Origin of the sequence: Planomonospora sp. ID91781, assembly GCF_015711595.1 — a bacterium.
Taxonomy (GTDB): Bacteria; Actinomycetota; Actinomycetes; order Streptosporangiales; family Streptosporangiaceae; genus Planomonospora; species Planomonospora parontospora.
Window position 1 is genome coordinate 957,235 of the sequence record NZ_JABTEY010000002.1, and the last position, 17,628, is coordinate 974,862.

16 protein-coding genes are annotated in these 17,628 nt (G+C 72.3%); 11 read left to right on the plus strand and 5 right to left on the minus strand.

The features are described 5' to 3' along the window. Positions 1 to 157: 157 nt before the first annotated feature. Positions 158 to 787: a TetR/AcrR family transcriptional regulator gene (locus HS048_RS23585; protein WP_068899460.1), complete on the plus strand. Its 630-nt coding sequence runs from the start codon at positions 158 to 160 to the stop codon at positions 785 to 787. A gap of 124 nt (positions 788 to 911) precedes the next feature. Here HS048_RS23585 and HS048_RS23590 read toward each other — a convergent pair whose 3' ends face one another. From HS048_RS23590 to HS048_RS23605, 4 genes are read right to left on the minus strand one after another with little or no spacing between them, the layout of a single operon-like run. Further along, positions 912 to 2,135 (minus strand): MFS transporter, encoded by a 1,224-nt coding sequence (locus tag HS048_RS23590; protein ID WP_196468708.1) that lies wholly within the window; start codon positions 2,133 to 2,135, stop codon positions 912 to 914. 46 nt (positions 2,136 to 2,181) lie between these two features. Beyond that, complete coding sequence (locus tag HS048_RS23595; protein WP_196469468.1) at positions 2,182 to 3,180, minus strand: ABC transporter substrate-binding protein; 999 nt, start codon at positions 3,178 to 3,180, stop codon at positions 2,182 to 2,184. 2 nt (positions 3,181 to 3,182) lie between these two features. Beyond that, on the minus strand, positions 3,183 to 3,977 hold the full coding sequence (locus tag HS048_RS23600) for an ABC transporter ATP-binding protein (protein WP_196468709.1): 795 nt from the start codon (positions 3,975 to 3,977) through the stop codon (positions 3,183 to 3,185). A gap of 2 nt (positions 3,978 to 3,979) precedes the next feature. Beyond that, on the minus strand, positions 3,980 to 5,107 hold the full coding sequence (locus HS048_RS23605) for an iron ABC transporter permease (RefSeq protein WP_307832608.1): 1,128 nt from the start codon (positions 5,105 to 5,107) through the stop codon (positions 3,980 to 3,982). A gap of 440 nt (positions 5,108 to 5,547) precedes the next feature. Between HS048_RS23605 and HS048_RS23610 the strand changes: the two genes are divergently transcribed. The 4 genes from HS048_RS23610 (at position 5,548) to HS048_RS23625 (ending at position 9,166) form a co-directional block, all read left to right on the plus strand. Further along, positions 5,548 to 6,414 carry an ABC transporter substrate-binding protein gene (locus HS048_RS23610; RefSeq protein ID WP_196468710.1) on the plus strand — a complete coding sequence of 289 codons (867 nt, stop codon included), beginning with the start codon at positions 5,548 to 5,550 and terminating at the stop codon, positions 6,412 to 6,414. Positions 6,415 to 6,528: 114 nt separating this feature from the next. Then, positions 6,529 to 7,296: a trans-aconitate 2-methyltransferase gene (locus HS048_RS23615; RefSeq protein WP_196468711.1), complete on the plus strand. Its 768-nt coding sequence runs from the start codon at positions 6,529 to 6,531 to the stop codon at positions 7,294 to 7,296. Continuing rightward, positions 7,293 to 8,381, plus strand: coding sequence for an iron chelate uptake ABC transporter family permease subunit (locus HS048_RS23620; protein WP_307832610.1), 1,089 nt, complete (start codon positions 7,293 to 7,295; stop codon positions 8,379 to 8,381). Before HS048_RS23615 ends, HS048_RS23620 begins: the two co-directional genes overlap by 4 nt. Beyond that, on the plus strand, positions 8,378 to 9,166 hold the full coding sequence (locus HS048_RS23625; protein WP_196468712.1) for an ABC transporter ATP-binding protein: 789 nt from the start codon (positions 8,378 to 8,380) through the stop codon (positions 9,164 to 9,166). Before HS048_RS23620 ends, HS048_RS23625 begins: the two co-directional genes overlap by 4 nt. A gap of 247 nt (positions 9,167 to 9,413) precedes the next feature. Here the strand turns inward: HS048_RS23625 and HS048_RS23630 are convergent, their stop codons facing one another. After that, positions 9,414 to 11,783 (minus strand): bifunctional diguanylate cyclase/phosphodiesterase, encoded by a 2,370-nt coding sequence (locus HS048_RS23630; RefSeq protein WP_196468713.1) that lies wholly within the window; start codon positions 11,781 to 11,783, stop codon positions 9,414 to 9,416. A 148-nt stretch (positions 11,784 to 11,931) separates the two neighbouring features. On the opposite strand from HS048_RS23630, the gene HS048_RS23635 reads away from it, so the two are divergent. From HS048_RS23635 to HS048_RS23660, 6 genes are all read left to right on the plus strand, one after another. Next, on the plus strand, positions 11,932 to 12,363 hold the full coding sequence (locus HS048_RS23635) for a sensor histidine kinase KdpD (RefSeq protein WP_196468714.1): 432 nt from the start codon (positions 11,932 to 11,934) through the stop codon (positions 12,361 to 12,363). A gap of 232 nt (positions 12,364 to 12,595) precedes the next feature. After that, positions 12,596 to 13,141, plus strand: coding sequence for a hypothetical protein (locus tag HS048_RS23640; RefSeq protein WP_153054374.1), 546 nt, complete (start codon positions 12,596 to 12,598; stop codon positions 13,139 to 13,141). A gap of 208 nt (positions 13,142 to 13,349) precedes the next feature. Next, on the plus strand, positions 13,350 to 14,741 hold the full coding sequence (locus tag HS048_RS23645) for a PepSY domain-containing protein (RefSeq protein WP_196468715.1): 1,392 nt from the start codon (positions 13,350 to 13,352) through the stop codon (positions 14,739 to 14,741). A gap of 101 nt (positions 14,742 to 14,842) precedes the next feature. Beyond that, positions 14,843 to 15,442, plus strand: a complete 600-nt coding sequence (locus HS048_RS23650) for an MFS transporter (protein WP_230881856.1) — start codon at positions 14,843 to 14,845, stop codon at positions 15,440 to 15,442. 202 nt (positions 15,443 to 15,644) lie between these two features. Then, on the plus strand, positions 15,645 to 16,286 hold the full coding sequence (locus tag HS048_RS23655) for a copper chaperone PCu(A)C (protein ID WP_196468716.1): 642 nt from the start codon (positions 15,645 to 15,647) through the stop codon (positions 16,284 to 16,286). Further along, entirely contained in the window at positions 16,283 to 17,500 is a 1,218-nt protein-coding gene (locus HS048_RS23660) for a Dyp-type peroxidase (protein ID WP_196468717.1), read from the plus strand. The genes HS048_RS23655 and HS048_RS23660 overlap by 4 nt, the downstream gene beginning before the upstream one ends. Positions 17,501 to 17,628 lie beyond the last annotated feature (128 nt).

Genomic DNA, 17,628 nt, shown 5'->3' on the forward strand with positions numbered 1-17,628 from the left:
TTAGTCGAATCTTTGTTCGAAGACGGAACGCCGACCGGTGCAGGGCAGCGGTGTGAGCCGATCCGGGCCGGTTCCCGCCGGGCACCCGCGGCGACGGCGCCACAGCGTGCGAAGGTGACCGACTTTGCAGGAAGGCGCAGGCCACTACAGTTGAGGAGTGGCCACCCCTACGAGTTCCGGCAGACGTCGCCAGTTCCTCACCCGCGCGGCCGTCGTGGCCGCCGGGCGACGGGTCGCCGAGTCCGAGGGCGTCGGCGGGCTGACCATCCGACGAGTCGCCGCCGAGCTGGGTGCGGCCCCCATGGCGATCTACCGGCACGTCGAGGACAAGCAGGCGCTCATCATCGAGATACTCGACGATGTGGCCAAAGGATTGCCGCCCCTGCCCGGTGGGGAGGGGACGCCACAGGAGCGCCTCGTGACCGCGTTCGCCGGGGTGGACGCCTACCTCGCACGGCACGTGTGGGTCGTGGAGATCCTGCGGCAGGGCGAACTGTTCGCGCCGCGCGCCTCCGCCCTGTTCATGTGGACCCTGGACCGGTTCGGCGAACTCGGACTGGACGACCACCAGGGGGCCGACGCGTACGCTCAGCTGTGGTGGTACATCCTCGGCCACCTGTGCTACCTGCCCAGCGTCGCCCCCGAACGACGCGCCGCCCGCGAGGAAATCCTGGCCTCCTCCGTCGCCGACCCCGGACGCGCTCGCCGGGCCGTCGGTTCCTTCGACCACGAGGCCGTCTTCGTCAACGGTCTCCGAATCCTGGTGGATGCGCTTGCGGCCCGCTGAGCACTGCTACGGATGCAGGAAATCCATCCGTCGAAGATCCGGCACACCTATCTGAACAGCAGAAACGGCGATGAGTACTACGGCGGGAGACGAGACGGCCTGCCAGAGCTGGAGCACGCCCGGCTCATACTCGAATCCTCTCGCTGCGGGAGAAGTGCCGGCTGGTGGGGACCAGAGCGGCCGCGGCCGGCGCCGAGAAGCACACCAGAGCGCAGAGAGCCAGTACCGGTTGCCAGCCGAAGGCGTCCACGGCGGGAGCCAGGAACGCCAGGCCGACGGGGGCCAGGCCGTAGGAGACGAGGAAGTCCAGCGAGGACACCCGCGCCAGCAGGCGCGGGTCCACCTCGCGCTGCGTGGCGGTGAACCAGGGCACGTTGAACAGCTCGATCCCCAGCCCGGCGACCGCGTAAGCGGCGAACACCACCGCCGGGTGCACCGGCAGCAGCAGGCTGAGCGGGGCGAAGCCGTACAGGGCCAGGCCGGCCAGCGCCGTCCAGCCCTGTGCGCGCGGCTGCCAGCGGGCCGTGAGCGCGGCCCCGGCGAGCGCGCCGACGGTGTAGGCGGTGAGGGCTCCGGCGAGGACCGCCTCCGTCCCGTAGCGGTCCCGGCCGACCAGGGGCAGCGCCACCGCCGTGGCGGAGTAGCCGGTGAAGATGACGGCGGCCAGGGCGGCCAGACCGGCGAGGAACCACGGATGCCGCCGCGCCTCACGAACGCCTTCACCGAACTCCGCCAGCATCAGCGTCCCCGCCCGCTCGGCGGCGGGAGTTCTCCGTCCGGGCGGGGGCAGGATCGCGGCCAGCAGCCAGAGCAGGCCGGTGCCGACGATCAACGTCCAGCTGCTCAGCACGGTCGCCAGCAGCGCGGTCGCCGCCGGTGCGACCAGGGTGGTGACGCGGACGGCCAGCGTGATCGCGGCGTTCGCCTGCCGGCGCCGCCCGGCGTCGACCACTTCGGCGGTCAGCGCCTGGAAGGCCGGCCTGCACGCGCCCTGACCGGCGCCGACGACCACCGCCGCGGCGCTCATGAGCAGGACCGAGCGGCCGAGGCCCAGCGCGATGAGCGGGGTGGCCAGGGCGGCGGCCAGCCCTGCCCACAGCACGACGGCCCGGCGCGAGTACCGGTCGGCCAGGACCCCGGCGACGGGCACCGCGAGGAGGAAGCCCGCGGTGCGGGCGGCCAGGACGACGCCGAGCCCGGTGGCGCTCAGGGCGTGGTCCAGCACCGCCAGGCCGAGGACGAACGGCAGCGCCCAGGTCGCCAGACCCGAGGCGGTGGTGCCGGACCACAGCCGCAGGAACGACGGTTCGCGCCAGACCGGCCGACCGCCGGGGGACTCCGGGGGCATCGTCGCCGGCACGGTCACGGGGCGTGGCCCGTCTCGCCGTGACCGCTCATCTGTCCAGCTCGCGGAGGTAGACGGCGAACTTCTCCAAACCGTCGATGTTACGCGGCCCGCTGATGCCCTCGTTGTAGTCGAGGACGAAGAAGCGGTCGTCGACGACGGCGGGCAGCTTGCTGGTGGCGGGGAACTCCTTCAGGAACTTGATCTTCTCCTGGGCGGGCTTGTCCCCGTAGTCGAGGATGACGATGACCTCCGGCTTGGCCTTCACGACGGCTTCCCAGGTCACCTCGGTCCATCGGGCGTCGAGGCCGGCGAAGACGTTGCGGCCGCCGGCGAAGCGGATGATGTCGTTGGGCGGCACCTGGCTGCCGGCGGTGAAGGGCTTGTCGGTGCCCGAGTCGTACAGGAAGACGGGGACCTGCTCGTCCTTGGGCGCCTGCGCCTGCACCGCCTCGACGCGCTTGCGGTACCCCTCGACCAGGGAGCGCGCCCGGTCCTCGACGCCGAAGATCTTCCCGAGGCGCTCCAGGTCCGTGTAGAGGCCTTCGAACGGCGTCACCCGCTCCGGATGCCCGGGGTAGTTGAAGCACGATTCGGCGTGCATGAAGCTCTGGATCCTCAGGCCGTCGAGGATGGCCGGGGTGATGCCGCGCTGGTCGCTGAAGCCCGAGCGCCAGCCGGCGACCACGAAGTCGGCCTTGGCCTCCACGACCAGCTCGCGGTTGAGCAGGTCGTCGCTGAGGAACTTCACCTTGGCGTACTCCGCCGCCCAGGGCGACTCGGTGACGGGCGGGTTGGCGGGCGGCATGACGTAGCCGTGGACGTGCTCGGTGAGCCCGAGGGCGAACATCTTGTCGGCGCTGCCGCCTTCGTAGACGACGGCGCGGTGCGGAGTGGTGTACTCGACCGGCTGGCCGCACCGGTTGACCGTCACCTTCCGGGCGGTTGCGGGGCCGTCCACCTGGGCTCCGCAGCCGGTCAGCAGGAGGACGCCCACCAGGGCGGGCACGGCGCGGCGCAGCGGGCGGGATGCGAGCGGGGAGCGCATGGTCACGCGGGGTTTCCTTTCGCGGCCGGGGTCGAGCCCAGGTCGTAGAGCACCTGGGGGACGCCGGTGAGGGGGTGGGGGACGATGCTCGCCGCGACGCCGAAGACGTCGCGCAGGAGTGCTTCGGTGAGGACCTCGGCGGGAGGCCCGCAGGTCACGAGACCCCCCCGGGACAGCACCGCCAGCCGGTCGCACGCGGAGGCGGCGAGGTTGAGGTCGTGCAGGGTGACCAGCACGGTGAGGCCGGAGCCCTTGAGCATCGACAGCAGCCGGAGCTGGTGGTGCAGGTCGAGGTGGTTGGTCGGCTCGTCCAGGATCAGCACCTGGGGCTCCTGCACGAGCGCGCGGGCCACCAGGACCCGCTGGCGTTCGCCGCCGGACAGCGACAGCACGCCGCGGCCGGCCAGGTGCGAGACCTCCGTCTGCGCCATCGCCCGGCGGCACAGCTCGCGTTCGGCCGCGCTGAGCGCCTGGTTGCCGCGCAGGTGCGGGGTGCGGCCGAGCGCGACGACCTCCTCGACGGTGAAGTCGAGGTCGGATCCCCCCTCCTGGGTGAGTGCCGCGATCATCCGGGCGCTCTCACGCAGGGGGATCCGGTCCAGGTCCCTGCCGTCGATGCGCACCACGCCGCCGGTCGGCCGCAGGGCCCGGTACACGCATCTCAGGGCCGTGGTCTTGCCCGAGCCGTTCGGGCCGATCAGGCCGACGATCTGCCGGGGCCCGACGGTGAGCGCCAGGTCGCGCAGCAGGGCGGTCCCGTCGACGGAGACCGAGATCTCATCGAGCAGAAGGGTCATCGTCAGCGACCTCCGAACAGGTAGCCGCGGCGGCGCAGCAGGACGAGGAAGACCGGGACGCCCACCAGTGCGGTGAGCACACCGATGGGGAGTTCCCGCGGGGCGACCACGGTCCGGGCCAGCAGGTCGGCCCAGACCATGAAGACCGCGCCGGCCAGCGGGGTGATCACGAGCACCCGCGCGTGCGCCGCACCGGTCCACAGGCGGACCATGTGCGGCAGCACCAGCCCGACGAACCCGATCGCGCCGCTGACGGCCACCATCGCCCCCGTCGCCAGCGAGGTCAGCACGAACAGTCCCCTGCGCAGCCGGCGGGCGTCCACCCCCAGGCTCGCGGAGGTCTCGTCGCCCAGGGCGAGCACGTCCAGGCCCCGGCCGAGCCTGTGCAGGACGATGACCGCGACGGCCACGGCGGCGGTCACGACGGGCAGGGCTCCCCACGTCGCCGCTCCGAAACCGCCCATCGACCAGAACAGCACTGTGCTGGTCGCCTCACCGTCCGGCACGAAGTACACGATCACGCTCATCACGGCCTGGAAACCGAACGCCATCGCCACACCGGTGAGCACCAGCCGCAGCGGCGCCAGGCCCCCGGCACCCCGCGAGACCAGGTAGACCAGGACCGAGACGAGCAGCGCCCCGAGGAACGCGCCGGCCGACACCGCGTAGATCCCCAGCGCGGCGAGGGAACCGGAGACGGTGACCAGCACCGCGCCCGCCGAGGCCCCCGAGGACACACCCAGGACGAACGGGTCGGCCAGCGCGTTGCGGACCATGGCCTGGATGGCCACGCCGACCGCGCTGAGCCCGGCCCCCACCACGGCCGCCAGGAGCACACGCGGGGTCCGCACCTGCCAGATGATCTGGTACGACGTCACCTCCTCGGCGGTGATCCGCCCTCCGGTGAGAGCCGCCCACAGGTAGCGGAGCGTCTCGCCGGGTGGCACGGCCGCCGCGCCCAGGCCGATCGCCAGCAGCACCGAGACGGCGAGGGCGCAGACCAGCAGGGTGACGGCCGCGGGCATCGGCAGCGCTCGCGCCGGTGGCCGGGGGGTCTCCTCCGGCGGGGCAGGAGAAGAGGTGGAGCGCCCGTCGAGGTCCGGGCGCTGCGGGGCGGGGGACGAGCCCACGAAACACTCCGATAATGAGAACCGTTTTCACAGGACGGTAGCAGTGATCGGAGGAGCCGGGTTCACGGGGTCCGCCCGGGATCCCGCAGCGGGCGCCCGGAGGTTCCCGGCGCGCTCGTTTCGACGGCGCGTCCCGCCGGGCGGGCATGGTTCGCGGTCGACCACCGCCGTCGTGTGCTCGCGCCGTGCGTGCCGCCTTACCGATATGCAACGGATGATCCATTTCGCCCGTCAAGGTGGCACGTGGGGAATTTAGTCGCTTCTGTTCCTGCCTTCCTCATGTATAGTCCCCGGACATGAAAATCATTCCCATCGGGTTGGCCGGGTGCCTGCTTGTGGTTCTCACCGCCTGCGCGAGTCCCGGTGGCGCGTCCTCCAGCGGTACCACCGGCACTCCGTCACCCGGCACGCATGCCGCCGTCGAGCTGACCAGCTGCGGCATGCCTCTTCGCGTCACCTCGCCGCCGCGCCGGGCGGTCTCCATGGAGCAGAACGCGACGGAGATCATGTTGACGCTGGGCCTGGCGGACCGGATGGCCGGCACCGCCTACCGGACGGACCCGGTGCTCGACGCGCTCAAGAGCGACTACGACAAGGTCCCCGTCCTGGCCGCCCAGTACCCCGGCCGTGAGGCCCTGCTGGCCGCCAGTCCCGACTTCGTCTACTCGATGCGCGCCTCCGCCTACGCCCCCGACGCCGGCGGCACGCGCCAGGACCTGGCCAAGCTCGGCGTGCCGGCCTACCTGTCCTTCAACGACTGCGAGGACCGCGCGCTGATCCCCGCCTCGGTGTCGTTCGACGCCATCTTCGCCGAGATCGGCGACATCGCGAAGATCTTCGGCGTCGAGGAGCGCGGCCGCAGCGTGGCGGCCGACCTGCGCCGGCGCTTGGATGCCGCCAAGACCGCGGCCGACACCGGCAAGGAGGTGAAGCTGATGTGGTACTACTCCGGCACCAAGACCCCGGCCATCGCCGGTCGCGGAGGACTCCCCGACACCATCAGCACGCTCCTCGGCGCCGGCAACGCCTTCTCCGACATCACCCAGCAGTGGGCGGAGGGCGACTGGGAGACGATCGCCGAGCGCGACCCCGACGTGATCGTGCTGGCCGACCTCACCCGCGGCGGTGACGGCGACAGCGCCGAGGCCAAGAAGGCGTTCCTGCGCTCCGATCCCGTCGCCTCCAAGCTCACCGCCGTCAAGAACGACCGCTTCATCATCGTGCCCGGCTCGGCCATGGATCCCTCGATCAGAAGCGTCAGCGCTGTGGAGCAGGTCAGCAAGGGCCTGCAGGACCTCGACGGCTGATCCGCCGCCGAGCCGCCGGCCCGGCCCGTACAGCCCGGGCCGATGACCGCGGGACCTTCGCTACCCCGATCCGCAGCCTCCCGCCTTCCGGCCCCCGTCCCCAGGAGACCCCTGATGACCGTTTCCCTCACCTCACCGACCTTCGACGATCTGTTCTCCCAATGGGAGCGACAGCAGGCCGCCTACGTGGCACACCGGCAGAACCGCTTCCAGGTGATGCTCGACGTGCTCGGCCTGCACTGCCCCACCGGCCCCACGGTGCTCGACCTGGCCTGCGGACCCGGGTCGATCGCCGACCTGGTGCTGCACCGCTTCCCGGGGGCGCGTGCGGTGGCCGCCGACTACGACCCGGTCCTGGCGCGGATCGCCCGATCCGTCCTCGCGCGACACGGCGACCGCGCGACCGTGGTCGACGCCGACCTGGTGAGCGCCGACTGGTCCTCGGCCCTGCCCGCGTGCGCCTTCGACGCGGTGCTCAGTTCCACGGCACTGCACTGGTTGTCTCCCGGACAGCTGCTGGCCGTCTACACCGAGCTGGCGCGGCTGCTGCCTCCGGGAGCCGTACTGCTCAACGCCGACCACCTGCGGTTCGGTGACGACCGACCGGCCCTGCAGCGGTTGTCGGCCGAGCACGACACCGCCGTCCAGCAGGAGGCGTTCACCGACGGCGCCGCGACCTGGCAGCAGTGGTGGGATCTGGCCGCTCGCCACCCCGAGCTCGCTCCTTTGCTGCCCGAGCGTGAGCGGCGCTTCGCCGACCGCCCGCCGCAGCCGCTGGCGTCGCTCGAGTTCCACCTCGCGGCTCTGCGGACCGCCGGTTTCACGGAGGTGGGCACCGTCTGGCAGTACCTGGACGACTACGTCGTCTTCGCCCGGCGATGACCTCCCACGCACCGCCGCGGACGACGGGACCCGCCGGCCCGGCGACGCCCGGCACCGCCGCCGCCCGCGGCCGACGGTGGCCGGGCGCGGTCTCGATGGGCGGCGCCGGTCTGGTGGCGCTTCCGCTGTCCGTGGCGCTCGCGGTGACCGTCGGTGCGGCGGGCCTGTCGGTCGGTGAGGTGTTCCAGAGTTTCGCGGCTCATCTGGGTCTGCCGGTGTCACCGCTCCCTCCGCTGCAGGACGCGATCGTCTGGGAGCTGCGCCTGCCGCGCGTGCTGCTTGCGGCGCTGGTCGGCGGCGGCCTCGCCGTGTGCGGGGCGGTTCTCCAGGCGCTGACGCGCAATCCCCTGGCCGACCCCTACCTGCTCGGGATCTCCTCCGGCGCCTCGACCGGAGCGGTGGCGGTCCTGATTCTCGGCCTCGGGTCCGCCGCCACCGTGACCACGGGGGCCTTCGCGGGAAGCATCGCGGCATTCTGCTGCGTCCTCGCACTGGCCGGCACGGGGACGGCGGGTGCCGTCCGCGTCGTCCTCGCCGGGGTCGCGGTGTCGCAGTTGTTCAGCGCGGTGACCAGTTTGATCGTCATCTGGGCCGGTGACGCGCACAGCACCCGCAGTGTGACGTTCTGGCTGCTGGGCTCGCTGGCTTCGGCCTCCTGGAGCGGTGTCGTCCTGTGCGCGGCGGCCGCGGGAATCGCCCTGGCCGTCTGCTGGTGCGCCGCCCCCGCCCTGGACGCCTTCGCCTTCGGGCGCGAGACCGCGGCCTCCCTGGGCGTCTCTCCGGTCAGGACGCAGCTGACGCTGCTGGTCACCACCGCGCTGAGCACCTCGGCCCTGGTGTCCGCGAGCGGAGCCATCGGGTTCGTGGGTCTGGTCGTACCGCACGCCGCCCGTTTCCTGGCCGGCTCCCGCCACCGCCTGCTGCTGCCGGTCTGCGCCCTGTACGGAGCGGTCTTCCTGCTGTGGGCCGACACCGCCGCGCGGGCGCTGTTCGCCCCGCGGGAGATACCCGTCGGCGTGCTCACCGCGCTGATCGGTGTGCCCGTCTTCGCAGCCGTCATGCGCCGAAGGAGCGCCACGAGATGAGCCTGGACGCCCACGACGTCACCTGGAGCGCCGACGGCACGCCCATCATCGACGGGATCACGGTCTCGGTACCCCGGGGCCGCCTCACCGGGCTGCTGGGGCCCAACGGCAGCGGGAAGTCGACCCTGCTGCGGCTCCTGGCCGGACTGCTCCCCCCACAGAGGGGAGCGATCCTGCTGGACGGACGCCGCCTCGATGAGCTGCCGCGACGCGAGGTCGCCCGCCGTCTGGCCGTGGTCGCCCAGGAGACGTCCACCGACATCGACATGACCGTGGCCGACGTCGTGATGCTGGGCCGCATCCCGCACCGCAGAGGGCTCGCCATGGTCAGCCACGACGATCCGCACGACGTGCTGGAGACCGAGAGGGCCCTGGCCCGATGCGGCCTGGCCGGCTGGGGAAGCCGCCGATGGTCGACGCTGTCGGGCGGCGAGCGCCAGCGCGTCAACATCGCCCGCGCACTGGCCCAGAACCCCACCGAGCTCCTCCTGGACGAACCCACCAACCACCTCGACATCCACCATCAGCTCGACCTGCTGCGGATGCTGGCCGACGCTCCGACCACGGTCGTCGCCTCGCTGCACGACCTGAACCTGGCAGCGCAGTACTGCGATCACCTGCTCCTGATGGAGGCGGGACGTCTGGTCGCCTCCGGTCCTCCGGCCGAGGTGCTGACCGAAGAATGGATGGAACGCGTCTACCGTGTCCGCGCAACGGTGAGCCTGTCGCCGGACGGACGCCCTCACCTGCGCTACACCCCGCTGATTCCCACCCCCACGCGATGATCCGCAACAGACACCGACCGGGGCGCAAGGAGATGACATCTGCCGCACCGTCCTCACGCGCACGCGCGTGAGGACGGTCCCCGCACCGATCGGGGGCCCGGGGGCGTACCCGCGTGTGTCGTTGACGAGCAGGACGCGGCTGCAGTTGCGGCCGACGATCACGGTGGGCAGGTCCGTGAAGGGCTCTTTCGAAGGGACAGGCGGTAGCCGCCGCCGTCCTGAGCGGATCAACGGTGTGCCGCCGTGCTCAGGCGGCGTTCCCCCAGGGCGCGGTGTGCAGCAGGCCGTCGATCCGGTGGGCGGCGGCGGGAGGCGAGAACAGATATCCCTGCGCCAGCGGGCAGCCCAGCTGCTGCAGCAGCGCCGCCTGCTCGCGCGTTTCGACGCCCTCGGCGACGGTCTCCAGGCCCAGCGTCGCCGACAGTTCCACGATGGCCTTGGTGAAGGCGCGCATCCGCAGGTGATCGATGTGATCGGACACCGGGACGAACGACTTGTCGATCTTGAGGATGTCGACGGGCAGGGTGCTCAGGTACGACAGCGAGGAGTAGCCGGTGCCGAAGTCGTCCAGGGCGATGCGCACTCCGTGCTCGCGCAGCCGGGTCAGGCAGGCGATGATGCGGGTCGTCTCGGCCGGGGTGGTGGCCAGCAGCATGCTCTCGGTGATCTCCAGGACCAGTGCCCGCGCGGGCAGGCCGTGCCGGGCCAGCGTGTCCAGCACGACGTCGACGAAATCCTCCTCGCGCAGCTGGCGGCCGGAGACGTTGACGGTGACGGCGGTCCCGTACCGGTCATGCCAGCGGCGGGCGTCGGCGACGGCCTGGTCCAGCACCCACCGGCCGATGTCGACGATCAGGCCCGTCTCCTCAGCGACGGGGATGAACACATCCGGCGGCACCGGCCGCTCGCCCGGAGGACTCCAGCGCAGCAACGCCTCCATCTTGCGGATCTCACCGGAGACCAGATCGACGACCGGCTGGTAGTTCAAGTTGAACTCGCCGTCGGCCAGTGCCCGGCGCAGGCCGGCGGTGAGCTCGGCACGCTGCAGGCGGGCCCGGCGCAGCTCCGGCGTGAAGAGGGAGACCTGGTTCTTTCCGGCGTGCTTGGCCGCGTACAGCGCCAGGTCCGCATCGCGCAGCGCCTCAGACGGCGTCGCGACGGCCAGGCCGGCCAGCACGCCGATGCTGGTGGTCACGTACAGGTGCAGGCCGTCCAAGTGGTACGGCGCCTGCACGGCGGCCAGGATGCGCCGGGCCAGGGCGAGCGCGTCACCGGAGTCGGCTGCGGGCAGCACGACGGCGAACTCGTCCCCGCCGAGCCGCGCCAGCAGGCGGTCACCGTCGATGATCGCCTGCAGCCGTGCGGCGACCTGGGTGAGGAGCGCGTCGCCGACCGGATGGCCCAAGGTGTCGTTGACGTCCTTGAAACCGTCCAGATCCAGCAGCAGCAGCGCGGGCGGCCGCGCACCGGGAGCGGTGGCGGCGGTGATGGCGTGCTGCAGCGCCTCACCCAGCAGGGTGCGGTTGGCCAGGCCGGTCAGCGGGTCGTGCAGGGCGTTGTGCGACAGGCTGCGCTGGAGGGCTTCTTGCCGGTGCAGGGCGGCGTCCAGGTCGCCGGCGCGGTCTTCGGCCAGGCGGGCGACGACGGCCAGGCGCAGGACCAGCAGCACGGTCAACAGCACGGTCAACGCGATGATCACCATGCTGTCGTGGATCTGCACGGTCGCGCCGGGGCCCGTGAGTGCCTGCCCCAGGCCGGAGACCAGCGGGCTGAGCAGCGCCAGGGCCAGGAAAACGCTCACCCGCGCCCGGTTGGAGACCACCGGAGCCCGCAGGTGGGCGGCGTCGGCCATGGAAGGGTGCAGCGCCGCACCGCCGACCAGGACCGACCAGCCCAGCCAGCCGACCGTGGAGACGACGCCGTACGGCCGACCGGCCGCCTGGTCCAGCAGGTAGGCGCTGTCAGCGAAGAACAGGGCGATGAAGGAGGCGCTCAGCAGCACCAGCCAGGGAGCGCGGCCGTTGTCCAGGGCCAGCCGCACCGCGAGTCCGACGATGAACACATCGATGACGGGCAAGGACAGCGCGAAGGCGAGATCGACGCTGATGGGCCCGATCCGGTCGATCACCGGATGCAGGAAGAACCCCCACAGAGGCATGGACACGCCGACGGTGATGATGGCGGCATCCAGCAGCGCCACCCCGCGCGGTCCTGCGGCGCGCAGACTAAGCCCGGCCAGGGCGATCAACGACAACGGGTAGGCGACAAGGGTGCCGGCCTGGTAGAAGTCCAGGAGGAAGGGGATCTGCAGCCAGATCCAGCCGACGCTCCAGCCCACCGCCGTCACCAGCCAGGCGATCAGGACGCCGGCGCACAGCAGCCGCCACGGCCACAACCCTGCCAGGCCGTACCGGTGGGCACCGAGGATGAGGACGGCGGCGGAGACTCCCGGGAGCACCACCCACGGCAGCGCGCCCACGACCGGAGAGACGCCGAACGCGAACGGGGCGGCCGCGGCCACGATGCCCCCGGCCAGAAGATAGACCAGCCAGGCGTGGGGATCGCGGACCCGCCGCGAACAGGCGGAGACGAGCGCCGCGGGCGCGATGCGGTTCATCTCTCCCTCGTTTCACCGACATGCCGAGGATCGGCCACAGCGCACCATCGGCGCGTTCCCGCCGGTCATGAGGACTTCCAGCGCTCCCGGCCTTTTGCAGCGTACGCGGCCCCTCGGCAGAGACGCCCGGCTGCGGCAGTCGGACGCGTTGAAAGACGAACCGGTGGCCATGGTCAGCCACGAGCTGCGCAACCCCATCGGCGTCATCCGCGGGTACGCCGAGATGCTGCGCGAAGCCCCGGGCCTGGCCGATGAGCACCGCTCGGTCATCGACATCATCGACCGCAAGAGCGGCCACTTGGAACGCCTGGTCGACGATCTTTTGGAGCCGGCCCGCCTGGAAGCCGGCCGGGTGAGCATCGACGCCCGCATGATCCCGGCCGAGCAGCACGGGCAGCTGTTCTCCCGGTTCTTCCGTGCCTCCACCGCCCGCGAGGCCGGTATCCCGGGGACCGGCCTGGGCTTGGCGATCACCAAGGCGATCGTGGAGGCGCACGGCGGCGCGATCACCGCCGCACCGCGCGAGGGCGACGGCACCGTCTTCACCGTCCGCCTGCCCACCGCAGGACCGGCCTCCTGAAACCGGCCCGCAAACACCGCCCGGACCTGATCGGCCCAGAACTCCGGCGACCACGGTGAGCCGCCACCCAGTCGATCATCTCGATGATGCCCATGGCTGCTCAGCGAGCTCGGCCGACCGGTCCGGTTCGCACTCTCCCTGATGCCCGACCAGAAGAAGCCCACCCTCAAAGCAGCCTTGACAGCGGCTCAACGGACTCGGCAGGAGCCGCGATCTCTGTCACGATATGGGCATGCCCGTTCTGCGCCTGCTGCGCGCCACCGTGTTCGCGGTGGCGTGCGTGACGGTGTCGCTGGGCATGCACGTGCTGGCCGGAGGCGCCGCCGTCGATCCGGCGACGCCGACCGCGGTGGTCCCGCTGATCACGGGCGGGGCGTTCGTCCTGGCTCGGCGGCAGCGCGGGCTGGGCACCCTGCTCACCGCGGCCTTCGCCGTCCAGTACGGCCTGCACCACCTGTTCACGGCGGCCGCGGTGCAGCCGCCGCCGGTCCCCGGGCACGGCCACGGCGGCCTGGCCGCGGACCTGGGCATGCTGCTGGCTCACGCCGTGACGGCGCTGCTGTCGGCCTACTGGTTGGAGCGCGGTGAGACCGCTCTGGCCACGCTGCTGCACCTGCTCGTCGCCGCGGTGGTCACCCTGCTGGTGTGGCGGGCCGCACCCGCCGTACGGCGTCTCCTCCCACCGCATGTCGAGGAGGGCGGGACCCGGTTCGTCGCCCGGCTGCTGGATGCGGCCGTTTCCCGGCGCGGGCCGCCGGCCGGGGCGTTCGTCTTCTGATCCGGGCCATAGACCCGTGACACCCCTTCGCCGCTGGTGCGGGCCGCCTGAGTCCGCACCGCACTGCCGCACACCCCTGCTGCGAGCCGGTCGCCGTCGTGACGGCCGCGCTCGCCGCCCCGGGGTATCGCGGCTGCGCCGATCCTGACGAACCCCCGCCGGGGTGCGTACCTCGCTGTGCGCGCCCCCGTGAACGGAGACCTTTTCCATGACCTCTGACGTGCGCGAACTCTCACCCGCTCCCGAACGTCCCCGCCCCGCCACCTGGCCCGCGGTGCGCGCACTGCTGCTGCGCCTGCACTTCTACGCGGGCGTCCTGGTGGCCCCCTTCCTCCTGGTGGCCGCCACTACCGGCCTGCTGTACGCCGCCTCCTTCCAGATCGAGAAGATCGTCTACTCCCACGAGCTCACCGCCCCCGTCCCGGCCGGGCAGACGATGCTCCCGCTGGCCCGGCAGATCGCCGCCGCCCGCACCGCGCACCCGGAAGGGACGGTCGGCGCGGTACGGCCCGCCGCCGAACCCGGTGCGACCACCCAGGTCCTGCTGGACGCGCCGGACCTGCCGGAGAGCACCCGGCTGGCGGTCTTCGTCGACCCGTACACGGGCGAGGTGCGAGGCTCGCTGGAGAGCTACGGCAGCTCGGGTGCCCTCCCGGTGCGTGCCTGGATCTCCACCTTCCACCGCCACCTGCAGCTGGGCGAGCCGGGCCGCCTCTACAGCGAGCTGGCCGCCAGCTGGCTGTGGGCGGTCGCGCTCGGCGGCGTCGTGCTGTGGCTGAGCCACCGCCGCCGCGCGCTGAAGCCCGATCTCAAGGCCCGCGGCCTGCGGCGGACCCTGTCATGGCACGGCTCGGTCGGCCTGTGGATCACGGCCGGCCTGCTGTTCTTGTCGGCGACCGGGCTGACCTGGTCGGCGTACGCGGGCGCGAACGTCGACAAGGTCCAGACCGCGCTCGGCTGGACCACCCCCGCCCTGCCAGGGACCGCCGGGGACCACTCCGGCCACGCCGGGCACGGCGGCGGCACCACCACCGAGGCGGACACCGACCGGATCGTGGCGGCCGCGGCGGGCGCAGGGCTGTCCGGGCCGCTGGAGGTGGCCTGGCCGGCCGAGCCCGGTGCGGCCTTCACCGTCAAGGAGATGGACCGCGAGTGGCCCCAGCGCAACGACCAGGTCGCGGTCGATGCGGCGACCGGCCGGGTCACCGGTGAACTGCGCTTCGACGACTTCCCGCTGGTGGCCAAGCTGGTCCGGTGGGGCATCGACGGGCACATGGGCGTGCTGTTCGGCCTGCCCAACCAGATCCTGCTGATGGCGCTCGCCGCCGGTCTCATCTGCATGATCGTCTGGGGGTACCGGATGTGGTGGCAGCGCCGCCCCACCCGGGGCTTCGCCGCCCCGTACGCGCGCGGCGCCTGGAGGGCGGTGCCCCTGCCGGTGCTGCTGCCGGTCGGGCTCGTGGCGATCGCGGTGGGGGTGTTCATCCCGCTGCTCGGCATCTCCCTGCTCGCCTTCCTGGCCGTCGACGCGGTGCTCGGCCGGGTCCGCGCCGCCCGCGCGGCGACCGCACCGGCGCGGCAGAGTGATCCCCCTGCCTGAAAACCACCGCCCTCTCCCTGGCCCCGGACGGCGACCGGCTGACGAGCACCGCACGATGCCGATGTCAGGGCACCGGCACCCCATGCCATGATGATCACGCCATGACCGCCTCTCCTCTCCTGCGCATCACCCGCGCCGCGGCCTTCGCCGCGGTGTGCATCGGGCTGAGCACGGCCGCACACCTGCTGGCCGGGGGAGCGATCTGCGCGCAGAGCGCGGCGGGCGGGCTGGTGCTGGCGTTCACCGCGGGCCTGGCGGCCGCCGGGCGGGAGCGCCCGCTGGCGGTGATCCTGCCGCTGCTGGCCGGGGTACAGGTCGCGCTGCACGTGCTGTTCTCCCTGACCCACGCCTCCCTGACTCACGCCTCCTTGACCCACGCCGCCCCTGCGGCCGAGGTGGCCGGGATCACCGGGCACGCCCACACCGGACTCGCACCGAGCCTGGGCATGCTGATCGCGCACGGCTGGGCAGTGGCCCTGACCGCGCTGTGGCTGGCCCGCGGCGAGGCGGCGCTGTGGGCGCTGCTGCGGCGGCTGCCGCTGCGGTTGCGTCGCCTCCTGCGGGTGTTCCGGCTCCCGGACCCGGTGCCGTTCCTCACCGCCACCTCAGCCGAGCCGGTGGCGCCGCGCCGGACGACGCTGCTGCGCCACGCCGTCCACCGGCGCGGTCCTCCCCGGCAGGTCACAGCCGCCTTGCGCTGACCTTCCCGCGTCACCGCACGGCGGTTCGGCACCGCTTACGGGCCCGCGCGTGCGTGCCCGCGCCGAGACCGCCGTCACCGGCGGTCCGGCGGACCCGATCCGTGTGACCTCACTCTTGCGGCACGGCCTCATGCCGGTGTTCTTCCGAACACGGCTCCGCGCCCGTGGCGGCCTGCCGCATGTGCCAGAAAGGCCTTTCACCATGCTCGTTCGCCGTACCCGTTCCGCCGCCGCTCTGCTCGCCGCCGCGGTGGCTCTCACCGCGTGCGCCTCCCAGAGCACCACCTCGGCCGTCCCGGCGCCCGCCGCGGCCGCGTCATCGGCTGTCCCGTCCGCCTCCTCCTCCGCCCCGTCCCCGCTGACGATCACCGACCCGTGGGTGAAGACCACCGAGGAGGGCATGACCGCCGCCTTCGGCACCCTGGTCAACAACACCGACACCGACGTGACCGTCGTCTCCGGCGCCTCCCCGCTGTCGCCGGAGATCGAGCTGCACGAGGTCGTCGAGTCGGGCGGCAAGATGGTCATGCGTCCCAAGGCCGGCGGCTTCACCGTCCCCGCCCGCGGCACCCACCCCCTGCAGCCCGGCGGCGACCACATCATGCTGATGGGCGTCACCGAGAAGGTGGAGCCCGGCGCGCAGATCGCCTTCACCCTCACCCTCTCCGACGGCTCGGCCCTGGAGTTCACCGCCGTCGGCAAGGACTTCGCCGGCGGCGAGGAGGACTACCGGCCCGGCGGTGACATGGACGGTGACATGGACGGTGACATGGGCGGTGGCATGGGCATGGGCGGCCACGACGACAAGGGCAAGGACGCGCACACGGGCGGAGACGGCCAGTGACCGCCGGATCCCGCCTCACCCGGCGCGGACTGCTCACCGGCGGTGCCGCCGCGGCCGTCGGCGCCGTGGCGGCGTGCGCGGCCGAACCCGCCTCCGCTCCCGGAGCCGTCGCCGCGACCGGGCCCACCGCGGTGTCCGCCGGTACCACCGTCGAGCCCTTCCACGGCGTCCACCAGGCGGGTATCGCCACGGCGCCGCAGACCCACGCCGCCTTCGTCGGCCTGGACCTGCGGCCCGGCACCGACCGCGAAGCGATCGTGCGGATGATGCGGCTGCTCACCGACGACGCGCGCCGCCTCACCGCGGGCACCCCCGCGCTCGCCGACACCGAACCGGAGCTGGCCACCCTCCCGGCCCGGTTGACCATCACCTTCGGTTTCGGCCCCGGCCTGTTCACCGCCGCCAAGGCCGAGCATCTGCGGCCCGAAGCGGTGGCTCCCCTGCCCGCCTTCTCCGTCGACAAGCTCCAGAAGCGGTGGAGCGGCGGGGATCTGCTGCTGCAGATCTGCGCCGACGACGCCCTGACCGTGGCGCACGCGTTGCGCATGACGGTCAAGGACGCCCGCGCCTTTGCGACGGTGCGGTGGGTCCAGCGCGGGTTCCGGCGCCCGCCGCACGTGCAGGCGCCGGGCCTGACCCAGCGCAACGTCATGGGTCAGCTCGACGGGACCGTCAACCCCCGGCCCGGCACCGCCGACTTCGACAGGGCCGTATGGATATCCGAGGGCCCGGACGGGATGCGCGGCGGCACCACGCTGGTACTGCGGCGCATCCGCGCGGAGCTGGAGACCTGGGACGCCGTCGACCGCACGGGCAAGGAGTTCACCGTGGGCCGCCGGCTCCAGGACGGCTCCCCGCTCACCGGGAGGACAGAGCACGACGAGCCGGACTACGCACGGCTCACCCCGGTGGGTTTCCCCGTCATCGCCGAACAAGCACACATCCGCAGGGCCCACGTCGCCGACCCGGGCCTGCGGATCTTCCGCCGGGTCTACAACTACGACGAGGGCCTGTCCACCGACGGGCACGCCGATGCGGGGCTGCTGTTCGCCTCCTACCAGGCCGACATCGCCCGGCAGTTCACCCCGGTCCAGAAACGCCTGGCCGAAGCCGATCTGCTGAACGAGTGGACGACGCCGATCGGCTCTGCCGTGTTCGCCATCCCGCCGGGCTGCGCGCCGGGGGGATGGATCGGCCAGACCTTGCTGTCGTGACCTTCGCCCGCGCATTCCGGCTGCCTGCCTGGTGGCCGGGATGCGCGGGAGCCACGCCTGCCCGTCGTGAAGTGCTCCTCTCACGGAATCCACACAACAGGGGCGGAGTCGGTCACCCGGACGTCGGC